Raw genomic sequence first — 24,752 nt, 5'->3', positions numbered from 1 at the left:
TCGAGGAGACGACATCGGCCGCGCTATCGCGAACCAGCGGCCGGAATCGTGAACGTGAACGTCGTGCCCTCCCCGGGTTCGGAGTCGACCCGGATGCGGCCGCCGTGGCGCTCGACGATGCGCCGACAGATCGCGAGCCCGATTCCGGTCCCGTCGTACTCCTCGCGGCTGTGCAGTCGCTGAAACACCTGGAAAACGCGATCCTGATCGTCGGGGTCGATGCCGATGCCGTCGTCCGCGACCGAAATCTCCCACTCCCCGCCCGTCCGCTCGGCGGCGACGCGGACCCGCGGCGACCCGTCGCCGCTGTACTCGATCGCGTTGGAGAGCAGGTTCTGGAACAGCTGGCGCAGTTGGCTCGCGTCGCCCCGAATCTCGGGCAACGGATCCACCGCGATCTCGGCGTCAGATTGATCGATCATCATCTGAAGATCCGTCAGGACGTCCTCGAGGACGGCGTCGAGGTCCACGGGTTCGAAGGGATCGCCCTGCGAGTCGATCCGGGAGAACTCGAGCAGGCCGTCGATCATCTCGCGCATCCGCTGGGCTCCGTCGACGGCGTAGTCGATGAACTCGCGGCCGTCCGCGTCGAGGTCCTCGGCGTAGCGGTCCTCGATCAGTCGCAGGTAGCTCGAAACCATCCGCAGCGGCTCCTGGAGGTCGTGAGAGGCGGCGTAGGCGAACTGCTCGAGCCGTTCGTTCGAGGCCTCGAGCTCCGCGACCGTTTCGTTGAGCCGGCGCTCGTATCCCTGCCGTTCGATCGCCGTCGCGAGGATCGTCGCGACGCTCTCGAGGAAGTCGACGTCGTGGTCGGCGAACTCCCGCGTCCGGGTGTCGTAGACGTCGAGGACGCCCCACGGATCCGTCGCCGGTCCGATAGTGACGGTGATGCCGCTCCGGACGTCGCGATCGTCGGACAGCGACGGTCCGTCGAACCGCTCGTCGGATTCGAAATCCTCGATCACGACGGGGCCTTCGCCCGCCAGCGTAGCGGCGGCGATCGAGTCCGTCACGGACGCGGTCGCGCCGTCCGGGGTTTCGAATCCGGCACCGGCTCGAAGCCGGAGCGCCTCCCCGTCGGGAGCCGCCCCCTCGTGTTCGAAGACGGCCGCGTACTGCGCGTCGAGCGCGGCCGCGACGAGATCGGACGCCTTCCCCAGCAAGTCGTCGATGTCGGTGCTCTCGAGGGCGTGGCGGCCGAGGTAGGAGACCGATTCGAGCTGCACGACCTTCTCCGTGAGGGTGCGTTCGGCCTCCTTCCGCGGGGAGATGTCCCGGAAGAGGCCGACGAAATAGCGGTCGCCGTCGTACGTGAAATCGTTCAGCGAGACGCCGAGCGGAACCTCGTGCCCGTCGGTGTGCTGGCCCGGGAGTTCGACGTAGGTCCAGTTGATGTGTCGCTCGCCGGTCTCGAGGTACCGCTGGAGCGCCGAGAGGTGGGTCTGGCGCAGGCGCTCCGGAATGATCTTGACCTTGCTCGAACCGACGAGTTCGTCCGGGTCGTAGCCGAGGATGCGTTCGACGGCGGGGTTGGCGTACTGGACGTCGCTGTTCGTATCGAGGACGATGATGCCGTCCGGGAGCGCGTCGGCGAGCGCCTCGAACGTTCGGCCGTACGTGAGGTCCGACTCGGACCCCACCGCCGACCGGGCCGTGACGTCTCGACGGCGGACGATACCGGTGATCGACGGCTCACCGTCGGTGTCGTCCCGGGATCGTCGCTCGAGGTGGACCGTACAGGGGACCCTGTCCGTCTTCGTCCGGATCGAGACCGGTTCCGACGTCGGCGAGTCGCACTCGGCGTTCGCGAGGAGCGATTCGAGGGTCGCGTCGTCGAACAGCGCGTCGAGCGACCGCTCGCGGAGGTCAGTCGGCGTGTACCCCGTCAATCGGGTGAACGCGTCGTTGGCCGCGACGATCGACCCGGCCGCCGTCGCTCGGAACCACGCGACGTCGGCCGCCTCGAGCAGTCCTCGCGTCCGGCCGGGGACCGAACCGGAGGAGTCCCCGTCCTCGGTGGCGGACGGGTCGGTTGGCGGACCTCGTTCCATCGTCGTGGCTTCGGTGGTAGCGTAGATAAGGGCTGTGACTGCCCGAGAAGTCCGTTTTCTTTCAATTAGCGACTCGAAAGGGTTGGGATCGGGTCGGAGCATCGCCGCCGTTCGGCGACCGCCTCCCGTCGGTCAGTCCCAGAACGATTGCGTCCGCGCGTACTCGCGTTCTTTCGAGAGGATGTCCCGGTAGAACTCGTCTTCGTCCTCTCGGAGCTTGTTGATGATCTGTGCGGCGTTGTGCGGACCGACGCCGCGGGCGGCCATCGCGATCACGGCCTGCTTCCCGTGGCTCTGGACGAGGCTCGCGGCCCGGAAAGCGCGTTCGGTCATCTCCCGTTGCTCGTCGTCTTTCTCCTGAGCCCTGACGGCCCGGACGACCTCGTCGGCCCACGGGTTCAGCGACGCGATCCGAGTCGAGCCGCACTCCGGACACTCCGGCTGGTCGCGGACCCGCTTGACCTTCGTCTTCACCTTCCAGTCCGTGCAGTGGGTACAGAGCAGGATGACCCGATCGTTCTGAATCCGCTCCCGAACCGTCTTGATGACGCTCGCGTCGGCGTTCTCGGGCGCGAGCAGCTCCTTCCCGCCCGACGATCGCCCACCGAGCCCGATCGGCGTCCGCCCGCGGTGGGTCACCAACTCGAGCGCGCCCGACTGAATCCCCTCGAGCACCGAACTCGCGCGGTCGACGTCCAGATCCTCGTGGAACACCTCCCGGATCGCCTCCTCGTACATCGGCGTGTCCTCGAGCGCCGACAGCAACCGGTCGTTCGAGATGCGGCCCGATCCCTGGTTCTGCCACCGCTTGAGCGCGCCGAACTTCGCGGAGACCTGGGCGAGGCGGAACGCCAGGGCGTCGGAGCGCTTGAGCCCGAGTTCGACGATGGCCTCGACGTGGTCGGGATCGGTCTCCTCGAGCACCTCGACCACCTCGCTGGTCGCGATCGAGTTCGGCACCTCGAGTTCGATCCGGTAGGGATCGGTCTCGAGCCCGACCGACGACCCCGCGCGCTGACCCAGCAGTGCGGAGAGTATCCGACCGAGCGTCTCGTTCGCCGTGTGACCGAAGGGTGCGTTGAGCACGATCGTTCGCCCCTGTCGCTCGAGCACGAGTCGATCGGCCGTCGGCATCGGCGACTCGCTGTCGATCTGGTCCTCGAGTTGCGTGCAGGCTTCCGTGAGCGTGTACTCGTCGGACGGGTACCGGTGTGCGAGTTCCCGACCCACTGCAGCGGCGTCGGCTCCCGTCTCGAGTTGCGGTTCCGCAACGGCCCGGATCTCGCCGACCTCACCCGCGACCGCGGCGGGGACGGGGATCTCCTGGCCGATCCACGACGGCACCTCGCCGGCGGGGTCCTCGATCGGGCTGACTTTGACCCGGGCCTCCTCGTCGTCGATCTCGGCGATCCGCCACATCTCGCCGCGCTGGATGAACACTTCCCCGGGCTGGGCGAAATTCACGACGAACCGCTCGTCCAGCGTCCCGATCTGCCCCCCCGAGGCGATGTCGTGGACCTCGTAGGTCTCCTCGTCGGGGATCATCGAGAGGTTGGCGTAGACGTACTGCCAGGTACCGCCGGTGGTCTCGATGCGATCCTCGCTCTCGTCGAACCACAGGATCCGATTCCGATCCAGTTCGGAGATGATCTCGCGGATCGTTCCCTCCGGAACGTTGCGGAACGGGTACGACCGCGTCACGGTCTCGACGGCCTCTTCGACGTACGTGTCCCCGCGGCTCTGGACGATCGCCGGCAACTGATTCGCGACCACGTCCAGACTCCCCTCGTGGATCGCCGCCGGCTCGACCTCGCCGTCGCGGGCCCGACGAGCGATCGCCAGCGCCTCGAACGTATCGTCGGGACGGGTCGTCACGATCGTGCCGCTCGAAACCTCGTCCTGTCGGTGACCCGCGCGACCGATCCGCTGGAGCAGCCGAGTGACCTGCCGCGGGCTCTTGTACTGGATCACGTGATCGACCTGCCCCACGTCGATCCCGAGCTCCATCGAGGACGTACACAACAGACCGTCTATCTCGCCGGCCTTGAACCGGTCCTCGACGTCGATCCGGGCCTCCTTCGAGAGCGAGCCGTGGTGCACGCCGATCGGGAGGCCGAGTTCCTTGAACCGCGATCCCAGCGCCTCCGCCGTCTGCCGCGTATTGACGAAGATCAGCGTCGACTCGTGTTCTTCGACCAGATCTCGGATCTGCCGGACGTGGCTCGCCGTGTCGGCTTCGGTCATGAGCTCGCCCGCCAATCGCTCGTCTTCCGTCGTGATTTCAGGCTCGCGGACCGTCACGTCGACGTTGCTCCCCACGTCGATCTCCCGGATCTCGCAGGGCCGGCCGCCCGTGAGAAACTGCCCCACTTCTCCGGGATCGCCCACGGTTGCCGAGAGCCCGATCCGCTGGAACCGCCCGGCGAGGTCGTGGAGTCGCTCGAGGCCGATCGCCAGTTGCGCGCCTCGCTTCGACGCCGCGAGTTCGTGAACTTCGTCGATCACGACGTGGGAGACGTCTTCGAGCGCCTCGCGGAGCCGCTCGCCCGTGAGCATCGCCTGGAGGGTTTCGGGCGTCGTGACCAGCACGTCCGGGGGGTCCTCGGCCTGCTTCCCGCGCTGGTACTGGGTCGTGTCGCCGTGGCGGACGTCGACCTCGAGATCGAGATAGTCGCCCCACCACTCGAGGCGCTCGCGCATGTCGCGGTTGAGCGCTCGCAGCGGGGTGACGTAGAGCGCGCCGAAGCCCTCCGGGGGGCCGTCACCTGCCACGAGGTGATCGAAGACGGGCAACATCGCCGTCTCGGTCTTGCCGCTCCCGGTGGGCGCGATCACGAGCGTGTTTTCGCCTGCCGACAGCGGCGGAATCGCCAGTCGCTGCGGTGCCGTCGGCTGGGAGAACCCGCGTTCGGAGAGCGCGCCTCGAACCGTCGAGCCGAGGTGCGTAAACGCCGCGACGTCCCCGTCAGTCATCGGAACGCGCTAGGGACGAACGGCGGATAAGGGCCACGTTTCCGCTGTCTTCGGCGCGGGGGCTCGGCTCACTCCTCGGACTCGGTGTCGGTCTCGTCGTCGGATTCGTCCATCGTCTCGGTATCGGCGTCAGTGAGGTCCTCCGGGAGGTCTTCGTCGACCGTCATCTCCCCCGGTGCTGGCGGTTCCTCTCGAACGTCGGGCTCGGTGCGCTCTGCGATCTCGTGGTCCGATCGGTCGTCGGCGTAGTCGGCGTTGGGTGCCGCCTCGTCGAGTGCAGTACTCTCGCTTTCGTCGTTGCCCTCGATCGCGTCGGTGAGGTCCGTGATATCGGTCGGGACGGCACCACCGGTTCGATTCCGAATCGTATCGATCGATCGATCGTCGGGAACGGCGTCCGCAGCCAGCCTCTGAACGTCGTCGGGAACGATGTCTCCCATTTCGGCTCGAACCTCGTCGACGGACTGGATGGGGACGTCGTCCCGCGGACCGAGTACTCGCATAACGAGGTAGGTAACCACGAGAACCCCGACTGCTCCGAGGATGTGTCTGACGAGATGCCACCCGGACGAACCGTCGGCCGCGGATCCCGTTTCGGACGCCGAGCGCGCTCGATCGCCGGCCGGTGTTCGAACTCTCATTAGTAGCCGTACGCGTTCAGATGGGAAGTGGGTTCGGGGTGCTCAGGCCGGCACGAATCGACCGAAACGGTGCCGGAATACGACTCGGTCCGTCTCTCGAGCGACGGCGACGCCCGCCGGTCGCGCGCTAGATCTCGAGGTGCTCGATACGGGCGTAGCGGCCGGCTCGCCACCCGGCGACGAGCGCGACGGCGGTCCCGACGACGAGCGCGAGCGCGAATCCGCCGAGATAGACCGCTGGCGTCGTCCGGAGCAGCCGCTCGAAGCCGAGGACGGACGCCGCGAACCCGTTGAGGGCGAACACGATCGCGGGCGTCGCCGCGAGGCCGACGAGGCCGCCGAGCAGGCCGATGGCGAGGCCCTGCGACCCGATCGTCCCGGCGAGGAGCGGCCGAGAGAGGCCGATCGCCCGGAGTGCCGCGAGTTGCTCGCGCTGTTGGCGGGCCACGAGCGCGAACAGGTTCGCGGTCAGGACGACGCCGCCGACGACGGCGAGGCCGACCAGCGTGGCACCGCTGGCGAGGACGATCGTTCGCTCCTCGATCATCGACGAGACCTGTTCGTCGCTGGTTCTGACGTCGTATTCGGGATACTCCTCGCGCAACTCGCTCGCGACGACGGCTCGATCGACGTCGTCCGTCACGTCGGCGGTGATGAACGTCGCCCGGTCGGTGCCCGACGTGCCGGCGACGGCCTGTAGGTCCCCGAGAGGTACCGTCACCGTCGGCGACCCGAGATATTGCGAGTAGTAGCTGGAGATCCCGACGACGGTGAACTCGTGTGTCAGTGCCGTTTGCCTGCTGGTTCCGACGTGTATCGTGTCGCCGACCGAGACGTTCAGCGCGTCGGCGACTCGCGGATCGATTACGATTTCGCCCATCTCCGGCTCCTCTGGCGGTGGACTGGCGGCGGTCTCCGCGTCGACCTGGAATCCCCGTCCCTCCTGAAAGTCGAACCCGTCGTGGGTCTCCTGAACGCCGACTGCGGGCCTGCGTTCCAGCGCCGATCCGTTCGGGCCGACGTAAACGTCGTACATCGCGATCGGAGAGGCGCTCTGAATGTCGTCCCGGGCAGTAATCGCCGTGGACTTGCTGTGGGCACCCACGATGGGGTTTTCGGTTCCGCTCGCGGCCGGATCGACCGGGTCGCTCGAGATCCAGATGTCCCGGTCGGCACTGTCTAATCCCTGCTCTCCCTTCTCGACGACGCCGACGCCGAGACTCGCGAGCACCGTCACCGAGAGCACGGCCAGCGCGACCGCGAGGACGGTCAGCGCGGTTCGACCGGGCGACTGCCGGAGCTGTGCGACGGCGATTCCGACGACCGCCCGCGTTCGGATCGCCAGCCCGCGTCCCGTCATCGGTTCACCTCCTCGAGGACGGACGTTCGCGCGGCGACGGCAAGCGGGTACGGAACGGCGACCAGTCCCGAGAGGAGCGCGACGGCGATCGCGTACGGCACGAACAGCGGATGGAAGTGGGCGACCGCCCCCGGCGCGACGGTCCCGCCGGCGATCGTATTGATCCCGACGATTCCGATCATCCCGACACCGATTCCGACGATCGACCCTCCCAACGTCGTGATTCCCGTCGACACTGCGACGACGGCGAGGCGGCTGTAGGTCGGAAAGCCGACCGACTCGAGGACGGCGAGCATTTGCCGGTCCTCGTCGACGGTCATCCCCATGGTCGTCGCGACGAACGACGCACAGATCGTCACGCTGACCAGCAGGGCGATCACGCTCGTCGCGAACGCCAGCCCGTCGTCGAACAGCGACGACGGATCGGTTCCCCCAGCGACCTCGACTGCGGCGGCCGGATACGCGTCGGTAGCCGCCGACTGGGCCGCCCGGGGTTCGCCCCAGACGAGCACCCGATCGGCGAGTTGCCCGTCGTCGGCACCCGACACGGACTGGAGTTCGCTCAGGTGAACCAGTGCGATCGGCGCGTCGGATCCGCTCGCCCCCTCGTCCGCGACGGCCGTCACCCGCACCGAGGGAGCGGCACTACTCGTCCGCCCGCCCGGACCCGTCGAAACCGCGAGCTCGTCGCCCGGAGACGCATCGAGCCGCTCCGCCGCGGTCGAAGAGAGTACGATTTCACCGGTCCGTGGACCGCTGTACGACCCGTTCGCGTAGTGGGGATCACCCGACTCGAGATCGGCCGTCGACAGGCCGGCGATGGTCCGCGGCTCGTCGTCCGGAACGACACCGACCAGACGGACGGTTCGGGGGTCGCCGTCCGAGGACTCGAGCTGTCCCGTCTCGAGCAACACCGGCGATGCGTGCTCGACGCCGTCGTGTGACCGAATCGTCGCGGCCCGGTCGTTGGTCGCGCCGAGGCGCGGTCCTTCGACTCCGTCGACGGACGAGAGCGTACCGCCCTCTTCGGGCGTAATACGGACGTCGGCGTCGTCCTGGTTCGCTACGCCACCGTCGGCGAGCGCCAGTGCGATCCCCGTCACGACGACCAGCAGCGCGATCGTCAGCGCGACGGCGGCGATCGTCGATGCGATTCGGCTCACCGTCGTTCGCGTCGCTCGCTGCCACCATCTGGAGAGCGTCAATCCGACGATGCCCCGCCAGCGCGCCCGGCGGCCCGAACCGACGTCGTCGGGCAGTTCGTCGCCCTCATCTGACATCGTCCACCCGTCCGTCACACAGCGTGATCACGCGATCCGCGACGTCGAGCGTCGCCTCGTCGTGCGACGCGACCACCACCGCCCGATCGCGTCCGATGTCGGTCAACAACTCGAGGACCGCCGTTCCGGTCGCCGTGTCGAGCTCGCCCGTCGGCTCGTCGGCCACGATCACGTCCGGGTCCGTGGCCAGCGCTCGTGCGATCGCGACTCGCTGTCGTTCGCCGCCGCTGAGCTCGCCGGGACGGTGCGTAATGCGATCACCGAGACCGACGTCGTGCAGCAGGTTCGTCGCGCGCTCTCGCCGGTCCGATCGCGGGAGGCCGGACTGGACGAGGGGCAACGCGACGTTCGCGCGCGCGGACAGCGACGGCAGGAGGTGGAACCGCTGGAACACGATTCCGATGTGGTGTCGCCGCACTCGCGTCCGTTCCGCGTCCGACAGCGCCGCGATGTCGGTCCCCCGCAGTTCCACCCTGCCTGCCGTCGGGACGAGCAGCCCCGCGACCGCGTGTAACACCGTCGACTTCCCGCTTCCGCTCGGCCCCTCGAGCCCGATCGTCGTCCCCATCGGGACCTCGATCGAGACGTCGCGAAGCGCAGTCACCGTCCGCTCGTCACTCGAGCGGAGTCGGCCGCCGCTCGCTCCGTATTCGTGGGTTACCCCGTCGAGCCGAACGGCCGTCGTCGATTCGCGTTCACCCGCCCGATCCCGCACCGGCGATCGCGAACCGCGTACTGTGTAGTTGAACATCCCCAACGGTCTCACTCCGATCGAACGCCACACTGACTCATTGTTTCGACCCGGTTACCCCACTCAGACGACTGCTAACCGGTTTCCTGCGATCACGAGCGGATCACAGCCGACAGCGATAGTGTGGAGTCAGCGACTGTCCCTCCCGTCGAACCGCATTCGAGCGCTCGAGGGGGCACCGCTACGGTAGGGACGCGTTGCGTGCTGAACCGGCGCTGAAACGAGCGCGTACACGTTAGCGACCGATCACGTCGACTCGCCACCGTATCCGATTCGGCGAGACGGTTGCCGGCTCAGACTCGAGACGAAGACGCTGCTGGGGACCAGCAGTCCTGAAATGCAGCCGTTACTGACCCAAACGATTTCCACGGGCACGTCGAAGACGAGCAATGAGATGGTGGCACACACGACCTCGATCGAGCGGACCGAACGGAGGCCGATATCCCCGTCTCCAGAACCGGACCCGCCAGCGGCCGACGCCGCCCCGATTTCCCGTCCATGAATCCACGCTACGTCGACGCTGCCATCGACCTCGCGTACGGGGTGTTGATCTTCGTCTCTATCGTCCTGATCGTGTACGCCGGGACCGAGATCGGCCTCGCGTTCGGGTTCGGCGTCTTGGTCTCCTACGCGCTCCACGTCGTCTGGAAGATGGCTCGGTTCGATCCGGACTGGATGACGACGGCCGTCGAGGAAACGGTCGAAGAGACGGTCGAGCAGACGATCGAGGAAACCGTCAGAAAGCAGGTGGAACCGGTACAGGAGCACGTGGAAACGGTCGAACAACGGGTCGACCGACGGCCGCGCGAAGACGAGATCGAGGAACTCATCGAGGAAACCGCTGACAGCGACGCGCCCGGTCGGTCCGATACCTGAGCCGACGTCGCTAGGTCGTGCACGCGTCACGATCAACATTCGCACCGAACATCCGCTGTCGTATTTGCCCCGAAAGCCGCTACCGGTTCGTGGAAGCGCCACGAGCGGTTCTCACGACGATCCGGGAGGCACAATCTTATGGGCCTCACCATCGTACGTCAGCGAGTAGATAGTATGGTCACGGTGCTGCTTTTCGTCGGCGTCTTCGTCGCGATCTTCGTCGGGTACAACATCGGCGGCGCTACCACGGGACCGGCGTTCGGCCCGGCGGTCGGCGCCGACGCAATATCCAAGTCGGGCGCTGCGGCACTGATGACCGTCTTCTTCTTCGTCGGCGCGTGGACGATCGGCCGCCGCGTCGTCGACACGCTCGGGCGCGATCTGGTCACCGATCCCGGCATCTTCACGCTGGAAGCCAGTATCGGCGTCCTCTTTTTCATCGGGCTGGCGCTGTTCGTCGGCAACTTCTTCGGGGTCCCGGCCTCGACGTCGATGACGGCCGTCGGTGCGATCGCGGGGCTCGCGTTCGCGGGCGGGGAACTCAACCTTACCGTTATGGGCGAAATCGCCATCTGGTGGATCGTCGCCCCCTTCATCGGCTTCTGGGTCTCGCTGATCATCGGCCGGTACTTCTACGCGTTCCTCAACCGGCGGGTCGCGATGGTGCGGAGCGAGGGCCCCCTGCTCGAGCTCGATCGCTCCAGAATCGTCCCACTGCCCGTTCCGAGTCAGACCACGACCCGGCGCGAACTCGGCGGCGTGACGACCGTCATCGTGATCGGCTGTGTGATGGCGTTCAGTTCCGGCACCTCGAACATCGCGAACGCGATCGCCCCGCTGGTCGGCAGCGGTGCAATCGAGATGAACCCCGCAATCATCATCGGCTGTCTCGCCGTCGGTATCGGGACGTTCACCATCGCCCGACGCACCCTCGAGACGATGGGAAACGACCTCACCGAGCTCCCGCTGACGGCCGCCATCGTCGTCGCGACCGTGAGCGCCACGCTCGTCACGTTCCTGTCGTTTATCGGCATTCCTGCGAGCTTCGTCATCATCGCGACGATGTCCATCATCGGCCTCGGATGGGGTCGCGCGACCCGCCCGGTCACGGTTTCGGAAGCCGTGCGCGGCGAGGAACGGACACCGGTTTCGGTCGGCGCACTGACCGCCGACGAGGAGGGCGAGTCGATTCCGCCGATCGGCGAAGAGACCCCCGCCGACATCCCAAGCGCAGCGGATCTGTTCAATCCGGCGACGACCGCTCGAGTCGTCCTGATGCAGAACGTCGTCCCGGTGATCGCGACGGGGGGTGCGTACCTGACCTTCCGGTTCGTTCCCGTCTTCGGCATCTGACCACGAAGATGAGCGTTAGCAGTCTCTGCAACTATTCACTCACTGACCGCACAGTTGTCGTGCGATCGGGTGGGCATTGCCCTGCAGTGATTACCATACGACACACTGCTCGAGATCGGTGCGTGAATGCGACGATCCCACGTCCGCTGGACCCTCGTGCCCGCAAGATACTCGCGGTAAGTGCGTGTCCGAATGGCCGAGAATGGTGGTTGTAACTCGGATTTCGGAAGGGTTATCCCGCATCCGGATCTACATTCGTTTGTAATGGCACACGGTAAAGTTGATTTCTTCAACGACACAGGCGGCTACGGTTTCATTTCGACTGACGACGGCGATCTCGACGACGACGAGGACGTCTTCTTCCACATGGAGGACGTCGGCGGCGAGGATCTGACAGAAGGGACGGAGGTCGAGTTCGATATCGAGTCCTCACCCAAGGGACCCCGCGCGGCGAACGTCGTTCGCCAAGAGTAACACACCCGTCGCTCACAGCGACGACTACCGACTTCGGTTTTTTTAAACGACCACACCTCCAGCCGTGCTGTTCGTAGACCCTGCACTCGCTATTTCGACCCGAGAGTCTCCCTGCGAAGCTCCGAATCCGAACCGACGAGGTGATCGCCGCTCGAACGAGGTCGCCGGGGTCTATACAGTCACTCGCCCCTGCTACTACGGGGACCATTGCCCGCATGATCGACGAGAACGGGAATGCGAGGTGACCAAATACGGATATCGTAGCAAGTGCCCTTCGAGCGTCAGTCCCCATTCAATCCGGAGAAGAGCCATCACCCATTTCCTGACCGAGGACGTGCCCAAGAAGGTCGTCTCCGACTAGATAGATGTGGGGCAGGAGGTTCTCGATAAGCACTATGACTGACGGACAGAGGAGGTGAAGGTCGAGCAACGGCGAGGCTACCTCGACGGAATCTAAGCTGACTCTTCTCGCAGCTTTCAGCGTAAGAAATATGATGTTATAGTGAGGAGAAATAGCATATCACATGGAAATTACACTCACTCTCGATTACGGACCTCTCGACGCCGAATTCACGGGTGAGAACCGAGAAGAGCTTCAAGACGAATTAATCGAGTTCGTTGAGTTCATCGGAGAAGAGAAGGAAACTCTCTCGAATCTTCCGACGCCAGAAGCGAATACTGTATCCGAAGATGGAGGAACACAGGCACCTCTAAGCGGCTGGGAAGACTCAAAGCCGTCACCACCATCGCAGGAGTCTAAGGACGTCAGTACTGAATTTGCCTCTCTCTCTACCAAAACGGGTGTGATGAAGGAACACTCGAGCAGTTCTTTGAATTACCAGATGATGAAGAAGGCGTACCCAGTCTGAATATGTACCACTTCGAGGATGGGGTTCTTACCCTTGGTAGCGCCAGAAATCAGAGACAAGCGCAGGCATCATCCCTCCTTCTATACGTATGGGAGGAGTGCCTCGATGAGAAGAGAATTGACTACGAGAGGCTAAATCAGGCTCTTGTTTCTTCGGATGTTGAAACCGAAAGAAGGGATGCGATGGGTCAAGCTTTCTCAAATGATGCGAGTGATTGGTTCGAATCCGATGGTTCGAACATCTACTTAGTAGGGAAAGGTAAGAATCACGCTCGGGACCTCATTCAGGAGCTGGATGAAAAGCTGGACGGATAAGCAATGGACGTTGACTACCTTATCGACCATTTTGACGATGATGCCGGACAGAAGGAGGAAGTCGCCCTCCTCATCTACTATCTTGAGAACACAGAAGAGGGGACGACTGGAGGCGTAACCCAAGCAGAGGTGAAGGAGGTTATCCGGAACTCTCGCTCTGCCGTCAGTACGAGTGGTGTATCTTCCTATTTCTCGCGTCTCAAGGGAGATTGGATATCTGAATCAAACGGGAACAGTTATATCCTGACCCATGACGGTAAGGACGGCGTTGAGGAGTTATTAGAAGATGGCGCTCTCGACACTCCTCGGAACGAAGATGAGCGGTTCATCGACTCTAATATCTTTGAGGAGCATCGCTATGAGAAGTTGATCGAGGACATTAACGAATCATACCGCTATCACATCTACGACGGAGCGATGGTTCTCACTCGAAAATTCTTCGAGAATCTGGTCTTTGAGATCCTTAGAGGGGAATATTCGGGAGAAAACACCCAAATGTTCTTTGACCAAGAGAACCAGCGACACTACAGCTTTGATGAACTTCTTAACAATCTCAAAATCGGAGTTCCGGATCTTAAGCGATTCACTAAGGAGGGTTTGGACCGAGAGATGGTGGAGGACATCCGTGACCTGAAAGAGAAGGGGAACAAGGGAGCGCACTCTATTCGGGTCGATTTTGAGGAAGGAGAAGTAGAGGCGCTATCTGACGACGCTACTCACTTGGCCGAGGTCATCTACGAGGTCTGGAAAGGAGTCCAGAACTCGAATAACTCCTCAGATTGATCTATTGCCCTTCTCGCTCCTCCTCGCCACTTAGAGCCCATACTCTCCCGCTGGCAACAGGGAATCTTCGAATCTCCATGAGTACCGCTAAGGATGGCGCTGAGGAAGTATTAGAAGCACAACCTCTTTTTTGGATTCAATTACGGACGGTTTCCGTCGCCCTGAACCACTCTTCAGAGGTCTCCATTACCCCTCTGCATTTTTCTTCCAGTCATCTTACGAGTTCTCTGGTTCCTCATCAAGATAGTAGAGGTATCCACCAACGCCATCCGAGCTCTTTTTCACCAATCGAAGATGTCTTTCACTTCAAATTCCTCCTCAATCTGTTCTCGGTTATCTATCAAAACGTGGCCATCAATAAACTTATCAGATTCACTTCAATGAGTTACTGTATGGCTGCTAGGCGACAATCAGGACCAGAATCATTAGGAGAGTTATTTGAGGGTTTCTTCTTTGAGGTACCGGAATACCAGCGATACTACTCATGGGACAGAGAACAATTAGAAGACCTCTGGACTGATTTACAAACGCTTCCTCCTGAGAAGGACCACTATTTTGGTACTATTATCCTTCAAGAGACATCGGAAGCCGCAAATAAAACACCTGAACGGGTGATGGCGGAGGAACAGGAGAAGCATCACATAATCGACGGCCAGCAACGGATCACAACTATATCGATCCTTCTCCAAATCATGTTGGAAGAACTTGGCGTAGCCGTCGAATGTCTAGATGAACCTGAAGAGTGGAGGAAGTCAATAACGGAGATCGAGCAAAAGTGGCTCGTGGATGAGGGTTTGTACCGGCTTCATTTACAGAAAGGAGATGGGGGTTTCTTCCATGAATATGTAGTTGAGAAGAAGGAGTATATCGACCCAGATACCCCCTCTGAGAGGAAATTAGCCCAAGCCAAGGATTTCTTTCGGGAACAATTCAGGGTTCTCCGTGAAGAAACAACATCAGAGGGCTTTGTCGAGGAATGCCAGAAAATTCGAAAGCAGATATCTAGCTTGGAATTGATGATCCACTACGTGGGAGCGGAGGACAAGGAGAAGGCGACACGGATCTTCGAATCCGAAAACGACCGGGGAAAGAGCCTCTCTATGCTGGAGCGCACGAAGAGCTTCCTTATGTATATGACCTATCGCTCTGCTGAGGAAGATGACGGATCCTACAAGAGGACCATCAACCAGGTCCAGTCCTCCTTTGCTCGAATCTACCAGCATATGCAGTCTATTGAGGATGCTAAACGAGATAATCTATCGGAAGACGGGATACAACGGTATCACTACATTACCTATGCCGATTGGGGGACGCGAGACGAATACCAAGGCGAGTCTCTACTGGACAATTTGAAGAGTCAAATTCGGCAAACCCACCAGGAAGATAGGGATCAGTGCATAGCACTTATCAAGGATTACATCAACTCACTAGAACTTGCTTTCCAGAATTTAGATCGTCTTCTCAATCACACCGATGAAGATGTGGTTCATGATCGCCTACGGCGGATATACACACTTGGCAACGTAGCAAGATTCTATCCTCTCCTAATCCTAGCCTGGGAAGGCTACGAAGAAGAGCCGAATTCGATCAAAAGTCTACTTGAGATCATTGAAACCGCAATCATTCGCCTGTACGCAATTGGTGGCCATCCGAGTCATGCTAAACGCCCAAGATTCCATAGAATCGCTCGGGACACTACTTCAGAGGCCTCCATACAAACTTGGCGAGAGAAGATTTCGGAGGCAGTTGCTGATTTCGAAGATGATGACTCCTTCCGACGTGTTCTGAAGAGTCAAGACTTCTACAGCGACCAGCAGAGCAAGCAAATCCGGTATCTACTGTACTTCTACGAAAAACACCTATGCGAAGAAGATGGTGAGCCAGATGTTCCTGACTTTGGTGCAGTCATGGGGGATAACTACGAGGTTGAGCATATTTGGCCCCAAACGCCGGTGCGGTATCCAATTGATGAGGAGGATTACGACTCACTGATTCACCGCCTTGGGAACCTTACCTTTGTTAGCGACGAGTACAACAAAGAGGATCTACAGAACAAGCTGTTCGACGAAAAACAACCAGAGTTTGCGAACTCGAGTTATCGGCTAAATAGGGATAAAGTAGCTGATAGAGATGAATGGGGAGAAGAAGCCATTACACGGCGTGAGGACGGGGATTTAGTTCCATTTATCCTGGACAGGTGGTCTCTCGCATAGCTTGGGAATTGGATGCCTGGGGAGAGTATGAGTCTGATTCCGAATAAGGAACTATTCTAAGCGCGCTATTCGCCGCTAGGAAGCGATTCAATAGTAGAAAACATCGTCTACTCGATAGTTCTAAAATCGCCTGAAAGGAGTGAAGAGGAGCGAGAGAAATATCTAATTGACAAGTTGCTATTCTTGATTTGAAAAATTCTTCACACGCTCTTTATCGATTTCCTTGAGATGAATATCATCTCTTTTCTCCAAGATTTGACGACCAGACTCCCTAAAGTCAAAACCGACTACGTAGAGGTCCGCCTGAGGGTCAAATGAATCCTTTAGTATTTTTGTAATTTCTTCAGCAGTTCGTCGGTCAACTCGGGTTTTTGCCTCTACCCCGACTTGTGTCCCGTCTTTCTGAGTCACGATGAAATCAACTCCCCTACCACCAATCTCCTGAGATTCAACGACTCTATCAAAATCGGGGACTATCTCGTCAAAGTGATGGGATATCCAGTTTTCCAACGCCTCGCCTAAGACCATCTGGCGAAGTTTGCTCTGGTTCTCTTCTTTTTCCCCACCGAATGATGCACCTTCTAAAACGTGCTCAATCTGTCTCTCGTCCATCACTTTCCAGAAGTCATCTTGGGCTTCATCGGACTGCCACTTCGCATATCTGTATGACCGAAAAGTAGAGTGGATTCCCATGACCCAACCCATACAGACCGCGATTATTATCGCCACGAGAGAGTGTGCTAAAGCTGACGGGAAAATAGGGGTAAATGAAATCAGCAAGCCAACACCGATATAGATAGGAGCCAGAGCGATACAAGCCATACTGCTGGTAATCCAAAACCGGCCCTTTTCGAGTGGCTCTCGATTGATATCGCTCCACAGCGAATAGCCAGCGAGAAGTTCCTTTCTGGTTGCACTCTCTCCCTCATTCTCAAAGAGTCGACGGATATCTCGACCACTTGGTCCAAATCGAATGGGAGCCGCTGTATATGCCATAGCAGAGAAAATCGCGGCACCACCTATCGCGAAAAGGGCTCCGGTAAAATAGACAGCTGCTCCGTTGTCCGGGATTTGCGTTAATGACTGCTGGGAATTCTGAGTCCAGCGGATACCAATAGATAGAGCGGTGAGAATCACACCAACAGTAAGCATTGTGACTCGGAGAATCCGCCCGGCGCGGGATTCTATGGTCTCAGTTCTGGAGAGTTGCTTGTCGACTACCCCTTTGGCTTCCTCGTGGAGTAGACCAACATTATCTCCGTCTTCGTCACCCATATGTTAGTCTCTGATTCGGTCCTCTCTATCAGGAAACCTATTCCTTTGGGAAATCGCTGAGTCTCATGGAGTCAAGACTCATTCAACACGACTCATCTACTACGCTAAGGTCTAAGCGCGCTCCCCTCTTCGGCCACGATGAACTACCAGATGGCTACGACCGGACTTGATGACCAAGTGAACCCCGAGGCGTTTTCGGAGCAGTATAGCGCCGAATCGGGCGCTATCCTGTGAATCTGGATAGCAAGGGTAGGAAGTCCGCCCTCCCCGATTTGAACGGGGGGCAAGTCGATCTACAGTCGACTGCTCTACCAGTCTGAGCTAAGGGCGGGCACTCAAACGTAGCCGCCGTGGTGCACATAAGGGTTATTATTCGGGACGACACTGACGTGTCAAGAACTACGAACGGCAGAATGATTGATAAAGGAGGCGTGATAATACGGGGGTAACTCGCCTATGAGCAAGATCACGTTCCGTGCCGACGACGACCTCGTCGAGCAACTCGAGGAGCTCGAGATCTCCAAGAGCGAAGCGATGCGGGAGGCGCTTCGCTCCTATCTCGAGGACGGGGGTGCGGTCCAGAGCAGTGCGTCGGGGTCGGATACGGAGCGTGACGACGAGGGCGTGATCGACGAACTGGTTCGCGAACGGGTCGACGAGCGGATCGCGACCCGGCTTCGGGAGCTCGGACTCGACGGTGCGCGCTCGCGTGCGCACGATTCGGGCCCAGCGCGCGATCCACAGGACGTCAACGTCACGATCTCGCTCGAGGGGGCGACGACCCAATCGGAGGAACAGGTTCGGGTCGACAGCGGCCACGCGCGTGAGACGAGTGACGGACATCAGGGGTCGAGACAGTCGGACGGACCAGCGGACGCAGCGGGCGAGGGCGGCGTGCAGTGCAACCAGTGTGGCGATCACATGAACGGAAATCACGTCTACTGTCCCAACTGCGGTGAGAAGGCGTCGCGACGCCTGTTCTGTGACTGCGGCGACGAAATCCGCTCGGACTGGTCGTTCTGTCCAGGCTGTGGTCGTCGGACGCCCGCGGCGGATGTCCTCGAGTCGAACGGTACCCAGTACTGACCAGTGTAAGACGAAGAAAGTCACGTCCGACGAAAGCTTTATTATCTAGGGAGGACATCCCACTATTCGCGTAAGACGGATTGTCTTACACCCGTCGACGAGACGGAGAATCGCCCGATGTCGGGCGGTTTCGTCGTAAGACACGCCGCGTCTGACAGGGGCGCGCCACCGTCTTACCCAACGGGGAATACAAACCATGGAGCGTGTGACACTGCGAATCCCGAAACAGCAGATCGAAGAAGTAGAGCAACTGGTCGACTCGGGCGAGTTTCCGAACCGGAGCGAAGCGATCCGGTCGGCCGTCCGTGAGATGATCAACGAACAACAGGACGCGCCGAACGAGCAGTCCGGCAAACGCAACTGGGCCAAGGTGTAACAATGCAGGATATCGTTCAGGACGCCTTAGAGAACGCGGAGGAAGAGTCCCGAGACATGGGCGACGTCTCGATGGACGACGACGAGTTCGGCGAACCCCGAATCGTTATCGTCGGTTGCGGCGGTGCCGGAAACAACACGATCAATCGGTTGTACAACATCGGCGTCGACGGTGCTGACACCGTTGCGATCAACACGGACAAGCAGCACCTCAAGATGATCGAGGCCGACACGAAGATCCTCGTCGGCAAATCCCTCACCAACGGGCTCGGTGCCGGCGGCGACCCCTCGATGGGCGAGCGCGCGACCGAAATGGCCCAGGGAACGATCAAGGAGGTCCTCGGCGACGCGGACCTCGTCTTCGTGACCGCCGGGATGGGCGGTGGCACCGGCACGGGTGCCGCCCCCGTCGTCTCGGAGATCGCGAAAGAGCAGGGTGCGATCGTCGTCGGAATGGTCTCGACGCCGTTCAACGTCGAGCGCGCCCGCACGGTGAAAGCCGAGGAAGGGCTCGAGAAGCTGCGCGAGCAGGCCGACTCGATCATCGTGCTGGACAACAACCGACTGCTCGATTACGTCCCGAATCTGCCGATCGGGAAGGCGTTCTCGGTGATGGACCAGATCATCGCCGAGACCGTCAAGGGGATCTCGGAGACGATCACCCAGCCGTCGCTGATCAACCTGGACTACGCGGACATGTCCACGATCATGAATCAGGGCGGCGTCGCAGTGATGCTCGTCGGCGAAACGCAGGACACGAACAAGACCGACGAGGTCGTCAAGGACGCGATGAATCACCCGCTACTCGACGTCGACTACCGCGGTGCGTCGGGCGGACTCGTCCACATCACCGGCGGCCCCGACCTCACGCTCAAAGAGGCCGAGGGCATCGCCGACAACATCACCGAGCGCCTCGAGGCCTCGGCGAACGTCATCTGGGGCGCCCGAATCCAGGAGAGCTACAAGGGCAAGGTGCGGGTCATGGCGATCATGACCGGCGTCCAGAGCGCGCAGGTGCTCGGACCGACGACCCAGAAGCAGGCCGACAAGTCCCGCCAGAGCATTGAGGGAGTGAACGACGCGGAGTTCGACGCGAGCAAGAACGTCGAAAACGCGACCCCCGAGTACGGCGCACAGAGCGACGGTGGCCACAACGAAGTCGATAAACAGAACGGCGTCGACGTGATCCGGTAATCGGATCGCGGCGGCGATCGATCGTCGCACGGACACACCGCTGGCGTTTCGGTCGGTATCCGTCTGCCGGTCCCGCTTTTCATCGATTCGCGTCGCAACTACCGATAGCCGCCACGCTCTACTCGCGTCGGACCGCCGGAAACCGAGACGTCGAGACGCGCTGCGTCTCAGCGACGTTTACGACTGTATACGGCAGACAAACGGCCCAGAACAGCGTGATGAAGTGAGGGATTGGACAGCACCGAGTCAGACGAGCGACTCGAGCAGCGAGCACTTTCGACAGACCTCTCGAGTGGTCGTCGACCCGCACTCGACGCACTCCCGGAGGTCGGCGCCGTCGTCGCCGGCGTACTTCTCGGCCGCGATGTTTGCCAGTTCCTCGTACCCCGAGAGGATCGAGTGGCGAGTCCCGGGGTGGTTCTCCTCGAGGTCGTAGATGAGCTGCTGGATCTCGCCGCGGTAGGCTTCGCTCGCGTGGGGGCACTCGGTGATGTGTGCGGGGAGGTCGTCGATGTGTGCGTAGAGGGCCACCTCCTTCTCGGGAACGTCCCGTAACGGTTTCGCCCGGGGGACGAACTCGTCTTGCTCCTCGCGCTCGGAAATCGGGCCGAGGCTGGCGTCGAAGTGTTTCGCCATCTGCTCGACGTCGCCTTCGAGGATATTCATCAGCGCGGTCTGGGCCTCGTCGTCGAGGTTGTGGCCCGTCAGGAGGAGGTCCGCCTCGAGTTCCTCGGCGTACTTCGAGAGGAGATCGCGACGGAACACGCCGCAGTAGGCGCAGGCGGCCATGTTTTCGGGATCGTCTTCGACGACGTCGTCCATTCGGACACCGAATTCGTCCTCGTAGCTGACGAGTTCGTGGCGGATTCCGAGGTCCTCGGTCAGGTCGACGCAGGCCTCGACGGACTTGTCGCGGTAGCCCTCGATCCCCTCGTGAATCGTCAGTCCGACGAGTTCGATGCGGGGATCGTCGTCGAACGTGTCGTGGAGGATCTGCGTGAGGACGACGCTGTCCTTGCCGCCGGAGAGCCCGATCACCCAGGTCTGTGGGTTCTCGGGCGTCGCGTCGTGAGGGACGAGATCGTCCCGTCGGACTCGGCGGCGCACCCGCTTCTCGACCGACTCGCGGAAGTGATCGTCACAGAGGTGTGCCCCGGAGTAGGCGGCGTGCATGACCGCCTCCTCGTTGCACCGGTTACAGTCCATTAGCGGATGGATTGCCGTCGGACGCGTATGTCCGTTTCGTCTCCACGGCAGTTCCGCCCCCCGAGACCCCGGTACCCGACTCGAGTTCGATCGCTCGAGACTGAGAGGAACTCGTGTCAGTCGAAACGTCTTACGGCCGTCCGCGAGATGTCGACGCATGGTAATCTACGAGCGAACGTCGTCGACGGGTTACCGGCGCATCGACGAGTTCGACGGCGGGGTCGGCTGGCTCGCCCATCCCGACGAAGCCGGGCTACGGGCGAGTCACGCACTCCGCGGCGACGAGGGCGGCGTCTGGCTGTTCGATCCGCTCGAGGCGCCCGGAATCGACGACGAGATCGAATCCCTCGGCGAGGTCGCCGGCGTCGTCGTCTGTTCGGCCTACCACGCTCGCGACGCCGATCGGTTCGCTCGCCGGTTCGACGTTCCCGTCTTCGTTCCGGCGTGGCTCGAACGGGTGTCCGGGCGGATCGACGCACCGCTCGAGCGGTTCGAGGGCGGACTCGCGGACTCGGGGGTTCGGGTCCGCGAGGTGAGCCCGGTCCCGGGCTGGTCCGAGGCGATCGCGTACCGACGGTCCGATAGCACGCTGTACGTCCCCGATCTCCTCGGAACCGCGCCGCCGTATCTCGCCGGCGACGAACGGCTCGCCGTGTACCTGTTGCTTCGGCCGGTCGTGCCGACGGGCGTCTTCGAGGGAATCGCGCCCGAACGGATACTCCTCGGCCACGGAACCGGCGTCTTCACCGATGCCGCGACAGTCCTCGGCGAGGCGCTCGCGACAGCACGACCCGGGTTCCCGCGTGCTCTGCTCGAGGGCGGCTCCCAACTACGCGCGCTGGTCGACGCGCTCTGAACGGGTCGCCGTCGATGCGACGGCGAACGGAGTCAGGCGGGGATCGGTTTTCGCTCCTCGACGGCGTCGGACCCGTCCTCGAGTGCGGCGAGCAAAAGGTCGACGTAGCGGTCGCGTCCGGGAGCGGAGAACAGTTCGTGGCCGCCGTTGTAGAGGACGACGTGTTCGGCGGGGACTCGCTCGCCGATCGGCCGCAGGCTGACGACGGGATCGCGAAGCGAGCAGAAGACGACCGCGTCGTGGTCGATCGTCAGTAGTTCTGACTGGGCGCGGCGGGTTTCCCGGACGAACGCCGGCGAGATCCACGACGGCGTCGTCTCGATCTGGTGGTCGGTCGCCCGCTCGCCGAGGGCCTCGCGATCGAGGTCGCCGACCGGGAGACACGGGAACGTGGTCGGGAGTTTCGACACCGCCTCGAGAACCGGCTCCGGGAAGCCCTCGCCGTAGCCCCACCACGGACTCAGGTAGACGTGGTTGTCCGCACCGTCGAGGGCCTGGGCGACGAGCGACCCCGCGCTGTGGCCCAGCAGCTGGTATTCCTCGAGGTCGCGGACGTACTCGGCGACCGGCTCGAGCCAGTCGGCCTTGAAATCGTCGATGTTCGTGGGGAGTTCGAACGCGTGGACGCGGTAGCCGGCCTCGGTCAACTGCCCGATGAGCCAGCTCACGTTTTCGTGGGTCCAGCGGTTGCCCCAACCCATGACGAAGACGAGCTCCTCGTCACCGTCCTCGTTGAAGATCCGGTGTCGCATAGGATTCCGTTCACCGCGAACTACTAAAAAACCTGATCTCTAAACACGGCGATCGAGACGATCGGGGCTACGAGAGAGCGGGTCGCACATCCGGATCGGTCGCTCCACGCTGGGCTGCTGTCGGAACCGACACGCAATACAACTGAAAACGATTTGCACGTCGACGTCCAACGGCGACCAATGAGTGGATTTGACCGCAGTGACGCGGTCGACCGCCTCGAGGAGATCGTCGACACCGTCGCGAACAAGCGGATGCCGGTGCCCGTCCGCGAGGTCTGGGCCTTCGGCGACGTCGCGCTCGGACTCGACCCCGTCGAGCGACTGGACGTCTACGTGACGAAGGATATCCTCATGCGAGACGACAGCGAGCCCTCGTCCGCGAACACCGCTCCTGGCGAATCGGAACCAGTGGACCCCGAAACCGAATTCCGCGAGTCGCACGGGATCGAGGGCGTCGGGAAATCCGTTCGAGCGGATTGGGCCCGTGACCATCCCGACTACCTCCGGGCCAACGCGAACGGCCACGCCGCGCCCGAGCAGTGTCTCGCTGCCCACCTCCTCGCGGACGACGAACCGGTCCACCTCGAGGTCTGTAACGCGCCGTTCGAGGATAACGTCACCCAGCGGTTGCGCGGCGCACAACTGCGGGACGACTACACCCAGTTGCTCGATCCGCGCGGCGTCTGCCTCTGGGCCGAAGGCACCAGAAGCGACGAGGCGTTCCGGAAGCTCCGCGAGGGCGAACTGGCCCTGCCGACCCTGTCCGCCGCGCTCGAGATGCTCGGCATGGACGACGACGAGGCCGAGACGGCGGCCCGGGAACTCCACGCGTGGCGAGAACAGCAAGACGGTGCGACGGTTCGCGGGGACGTGGTCTGATCCGGTCGGTCCCTCACCGATCGACCTTCGCGTCTCGTAAGTCCGCGACCGCCGCACGAACCCGCTCGAGTCGCTCCGCGATCGTCGAGCGATCGACGCGAACGGTCCCGTTTCGACGATCGTACTCGACCATACCGGCCCCGTCCAGTTTCGGCAGGTGGACGTGGCGGAGCTTCGTCGCGGTCGTCTGCTTATCGAGGTCGTCCGCAGCCGTCTCCGGCGCTCGATCGACGACGTAGTCGACGAGTTCCTCGCACGCGACGGCGTCCGTTTCCGTCCGCATCGCGTACCGACAGAGCGAGCGACGATACGGATCGCTCAACACGTCGAACGACGTGTCAATCGGATCGGGTACCTCGCCGTCCGCTATGTGCCAGTCTCCCATTATCGGTTAATCGGCGGGTTCGTCGGATAGCTACGATGCGTAAGTATTCACGTCCTTTATGTAACAGAGTGGTCGTAGTACTTGCTCAAGCCGAAACGGGAAAACCCCATTGAGCCCTATCACCGACGAATCGTCACTATGCTCCTCACTACGTTCTGGGTCGATTACCCCGTTCTACGCGAGACGCTATCGCACGCCCCCGACATCGAGATCACGTGGAAACGGTCGGATCTGACGGAGGACGGCGACCACCGGATGCTCTTCTGGGTCAACGGCGACGAGATCGACGCGTTCGACGCCGGTCTCGAGACCGATCCGACCATCACCGCTTCCTCACGAGTGACCGACGTCGAGGGCCGCCGCCTCTACCATGTCGAACTGACGCCCGAAGGGCATCAAGCGAGCGTCTATCCGAACGTGATCGAAGAAGGAGGCATCCCACAGGAGGTGACCGCGACTCACGAGGGGTGGTACTTCCGCATCGCGTTCCCCAGCAACGAGGCGGTCGAGCGGTTTCATTCCTTCTTCGTGGAGAACGATCTGAACGTCGAGCTCCGACGGTTGTACGATAAATCCGGGACCGGCGGCTCGGGATCGAACACTCAGTACAGGGTGACCGACCGGCAGCTCGAGGCGCTCGTTACCGCCGTCGACGCCGGCTATCTCGACATTCCGCGGGCCTGTTCTCTGGCCGAACTCGGCGAGCGACTCGGCATCTCCCAGAACGCGGCGTCGGAGCGGTTCCGTCGCGGCGTCAGAACGCTCATCGAGAACACGGTATATCCGGACGATCGGTCGCTCTAGGT

23 protein-coding genes and 1 tRNA gene are annotated in these 24,752 nt (G+C 61.7%); 13 read left to right on the top strand and 11 right to left on the bottom strand.

The window, feature by feature from the left end; genetic code table 11:
• Positions 1-23 precede the first annotated feature (23 nt).
• The 6 genes from LDB05_RS10990 to LDB05_RS10965 all read right to left on the bottom strand — a co-directional run bounded on the left by LDB05_RS10990 (position 24) and on the right by LDB05_RS10965 (position 9,056).
• Complete coding sequence (locus LDB05_RS10990) at positions 24-2,051, bottom strand: PAS domain-containing sensor histidine kinase (RefSeq protein ID WP_226004034.1); 2,028 nt, start codon at positions 2,049-2,051, stop codon at positions 24-26.
• Positions 2,052-2,183: 132 nt separating this feature from the next.
• Positions 2,184-5,024 (bottom strand): DEAD/DEAH box helicase, encoded by a 2,841-nt coding sequence (locus tag LDB05_RS10985; RefSeq protein WP_226004033.1) that lies wholly within the window; start codon positions 5,022-5,024, stop codon positions 2,184-2,186.
• Between the two features lie 68 nt (positions 5,025-5,092).
• Positions 5,093-5,665 (bottom strand): hypothetical protein, encoded by a 573-nt coding sequence (locus LDB05_RS10980; RefSeq protein WP_226004032.1) that lies wholly within the window; start codon positions 5,663-5,665, stop codon positions 5,093-5,095.
• 127 nt (positions 5,666-5,792) lie between these two features.
• Positions 5,793-7,025 (bottom strand): ABC transporter permease, encoded by a 1,233-nt coding sequence (locus LDB05_RS10975; protein WP_226004031.1) that lies wholly within the window; start codon positions 7,023-7,025, stop codon positions 5,793-5,795.
• Positions 7,022-8,305: an ABC transporter permease gene (locus tag LDB05_RS10970; protein ID WP_226004030.1), complete on the bottom strand. Its 1,284-nt coding sequence runs from the start codon at positions 8,303-8,305 to the stop codon at positions 7,022-7,024. The genes LDB05_RS10975 and LDB05_RS10970 overlap by 4 nt, the downstream gene beginning before the upstream one ends.
• Entirely contained in the window at positions 8,295-9,056 is a 762-nt protein-coding gene (locus LDB05_RS10965) for an ABC transporter ATP-binding protein (RefSeq protein WP_226004029.1), read from the bottom strand. Before LDB05_RS10965 ends, LDB05_RS10970 begins: the two co-directional genes overlap by 11 nt.
• 498 nt (positions 9,057-9,554) lie before the next feature.
• Here LDB05_RS10965 and LDB05_RS10960 point away from each other — a divergent pair, with 498 nt between their 5' ends.
• The 7 genes from LDB05_RS10960 (at position 9,555) to LDB05_RS10930 (ending at position 15,938) form a co-directional block, all read left to right on the top strand.
• Positions 9,555-9,932: a hypothetical protein gene (locus LDB05_RS10960; RefSeq protein WP_226004028.1), complete on the top strand. Its 378-nt coding sequence runs from the start codon at positions 9,555-9,557 to the stop codon at positions 9,930-9,932.
• Positions 9,933-10,106: 174 nt separating this feature from the next.
• On the top strand, positions 10,107-11,285 hold the full coding sequence (locus LDB05_RS10955; protein ID WP_226004027.1) for an inorganic phosphate transporter: 1,179 nt from the start codon (positions 10,107-10,109) through the stop codon (positions 11,283-11,285).
• Between the two features lie 264 nt (positions 11,286-11,549).
• Positions 11,550-11,759: a cold-shock protein gene (locus tag LDB05_RS10950; protein WP_226004026.1), complete on the top strand. Its 210-nt coding sequence runs from the start codon at positions 11,550-11,552 to the stop codon at positions 11,757-11,759.
• A 524-nt stretch (positions 11,760-12,283) separates the two neighbouring features.
• On the top strand, positions 12,284-12,628 hold the full coding sequence (locus LDB05_RS10945; protein ID WP_226004025.1) for a hypothetical protein: 345 nt from the start codon (positions 12,284-12,286) through the stop codon (positions 12,626-12,628).
• 2 nt (positions 12,629-12,630) lie between these two features.
• Positions 12,631-12,942: a hypothetical protein gene (locus tag LDB05_RS10940; protein WP_226004024.1), complete on the top strand. Its 312-nt coding sequence runs from the start codon at positions 12,631-12,633 to the stop codon at positions 12,940-12,942.
• Positions 12,943-12,945: 3 nt separating this feature from the next.
• Positions 12,946-13,725 (top strand): hypothetical protein, encoded by a 780-nt coding sequence (locus tag LDB05_RS10935; protein WP_226004023.1) that lies wholly within the window; start codon positions 12,946-12,948, stop codon positions 13,723-13,725.
• Positions 13,726-14,117: 392 nt separating this feature from the next.
• Positions 14,118-15,938, top strand: coding sequence for a DUF262 domain-containing protein (locus LDB05_RS10930; RefSeq protein ID WP_226004022.1), 1,821 nt, complete (start codon positions 14,118-14,120; stop codon positions 15,936-15,938).
• A 177-nt stretch (positions 15,939-16,115) separates the two neighbouring features.
• Here the strand turns inward: LDB05_RS10930 and LDB05_RS10925 are convergent, their stop codons facing one another.
• Positions 16,116-17,213, bottom strand: a complete 1,098-nt coding sequence (locus LDB05_RS10925; protein WP_226004021.1) for a hypothetical protein — start codon at positions 17,211-17,213, stop codon at positions 16,116-16,118.
• A 257-nt stretch (positions 17,214-17,470) separates the two neighbouring features.
• Positions 17,471-17,544 (bottom strand) — tRNA-Tyr (locus LDB05_RS10920).
• Positions 17,545-17,669: 125 nt separating this feature from the next.
• On the opposite strand from LDB05_RS10920, the gene LDB05_RS10915 reads away from it, so the two are divergent.
• The 3 genes from LDB05_RS10915 (at position 17,670) to ftsZ (ending at position 19,868) form a co-directional block, all read left to right on the top strand.
• A complete protein-coding gene (locus LDB05_RS10915; protein ID WP_226004020.1) occupies positions 17,670-18,299 on the top strand; it encodes a ribbon-helix-helix protein, CopG family in 630 nt (209 codons plus the stop codon).
• Between the two features lie 196 nt (positions 18,300-18,495).
• The gene (locus LDB05_RS10910; protein ID WP_226004019.1) at positions 18,496-18,675 is read left to right on the top strand and encodes a ribbon-helix-helix domain-containing protein; all 180 of its coding nucleotides are present in this window, start codon (positions 18,496-18,498) and stop codon (positions 18,673-18,675) included.
• A gap of 2 nt (positions 18,676-18,677) precedes the next feature.
• Entirely contained in the window at positions 18,678-19,868 is a 1,191-nt protein-coding gene (ftsZ, locus tag LDB05_RS10905; RefSeq protein WP_226004018.1) for a cell division protein FtsZ, read from the top strand.
• Between the two features lie 246 nt (positions 19,869-20,114).
• On the opposite strand, the gene ncsA is transcribed toward ftsZ, so the two are convergent.
• On the bottom strand, positions 20,115-21,074 hold the full coding sequence (gene ncsA, locus LDB05_RS10900; RefSeq protein ID WP_226004017.1) for a tRNA 2-thiolation protein NcsA: 960 nt from the start codon (positions 21,072-21,074) through the stop codon (positions 20,115-20,117).
• A 157-nt stretch (positions 21,075-21,231) separates the two neighbouring features.
• Between ncsA and LDB05_RS10895 the strand changes: the two genes are divergently transcribed.
• Complete coding sequence (locus LDB05_RS10895; protein ID WP_226004016.1) at positions 21,232-21,930, top strand: hypothetical protein; 699 nt, start codon at positions 21,232-21,234, stop codon at positions 21,928-21,930.
• Between the two features lie 32 nt (positions 21,931-21,962).
• On the opposite strand, the gene LDB05_RS10890 is transcribed toward LDB05_RS10895, so the two are convergent.
• Positions 21,963-22,682, bottom strand: a complete 720-nt coding sequence (locus LDB05_RS10890) for an alpha/beta fold hydrolase (protein ID WP_226004015.1) — start codon at positions 22,680-22,682, stop codon at positions 21,963-21,965.
• A 180-nt stretch (positions 22,683-22,862) separates the two neighbouring features.
• Here LDB05_RS10890 and LDB05_RS10885 point away from each other — a divergent pair, with 180 nt between their 5' ends.
• Positions 22,863-23,561 (top strand): DUF7095 family protein, encoded by a 699-nt coding sequence (locus LDB05_RS10885; RefSeq protein WP_226004014.1) that lies wholly within the window; start codon positions 22,863-22,865, stop codon positions 23,559-23,561.
• A gap of 13 nt (positions 23,562-23,574) precedes the next feature.
• Here the strand turns inward: LDB05_RS10885 and LDB05_RS10880 are convergent, their stop codons facing one another.
• On the bottom strand, positions 23,575-23,946 hold the full coding sequence (locus tag LDB05_RS10880) for a DUF7344 domain-containing protein (RefSeq protein WP_226004013.1): 372 nt from the start codon (positions 23,944-23,946) through the stop codon (positions 23,575-23,577).
• Positions 23,947-24,084: 138 nt separating this feature from the next.
• Between LDB05_RS10880 and LDB05_RS10875 the strand changes: the two genes are divergently transcribed.
• On the top strand, positions 24,085-24,750 hold the full coding sequence (locus LDB05_RS10875) for a helix-turn-helix domain-containing protein (protein WP_226004012.1): 666 nt from the start codon (positions 24,085-24,087) through the stop codon (positions 24,748-24,750).
• Positions 24,751-24,752: the final 2 nt, after the last annotated feature.

Origin of the sequence: Natrinema salinisoli, assembly GCF_020405205.1 — an archaeon.
In the GTDB taxonomy this organism is placed as follows: domain Archaea; phylum Halobacteriota; class Halobacteria; order Halobacteriales; family Natrialbaceae; genus Natrinema; species Natrinema salinisoli.
The sequence above is the reverse complement of the archived record's forward strand: the minus strand, read 5'-3'. Positions and strand labels throughout refer to the sequence as shown.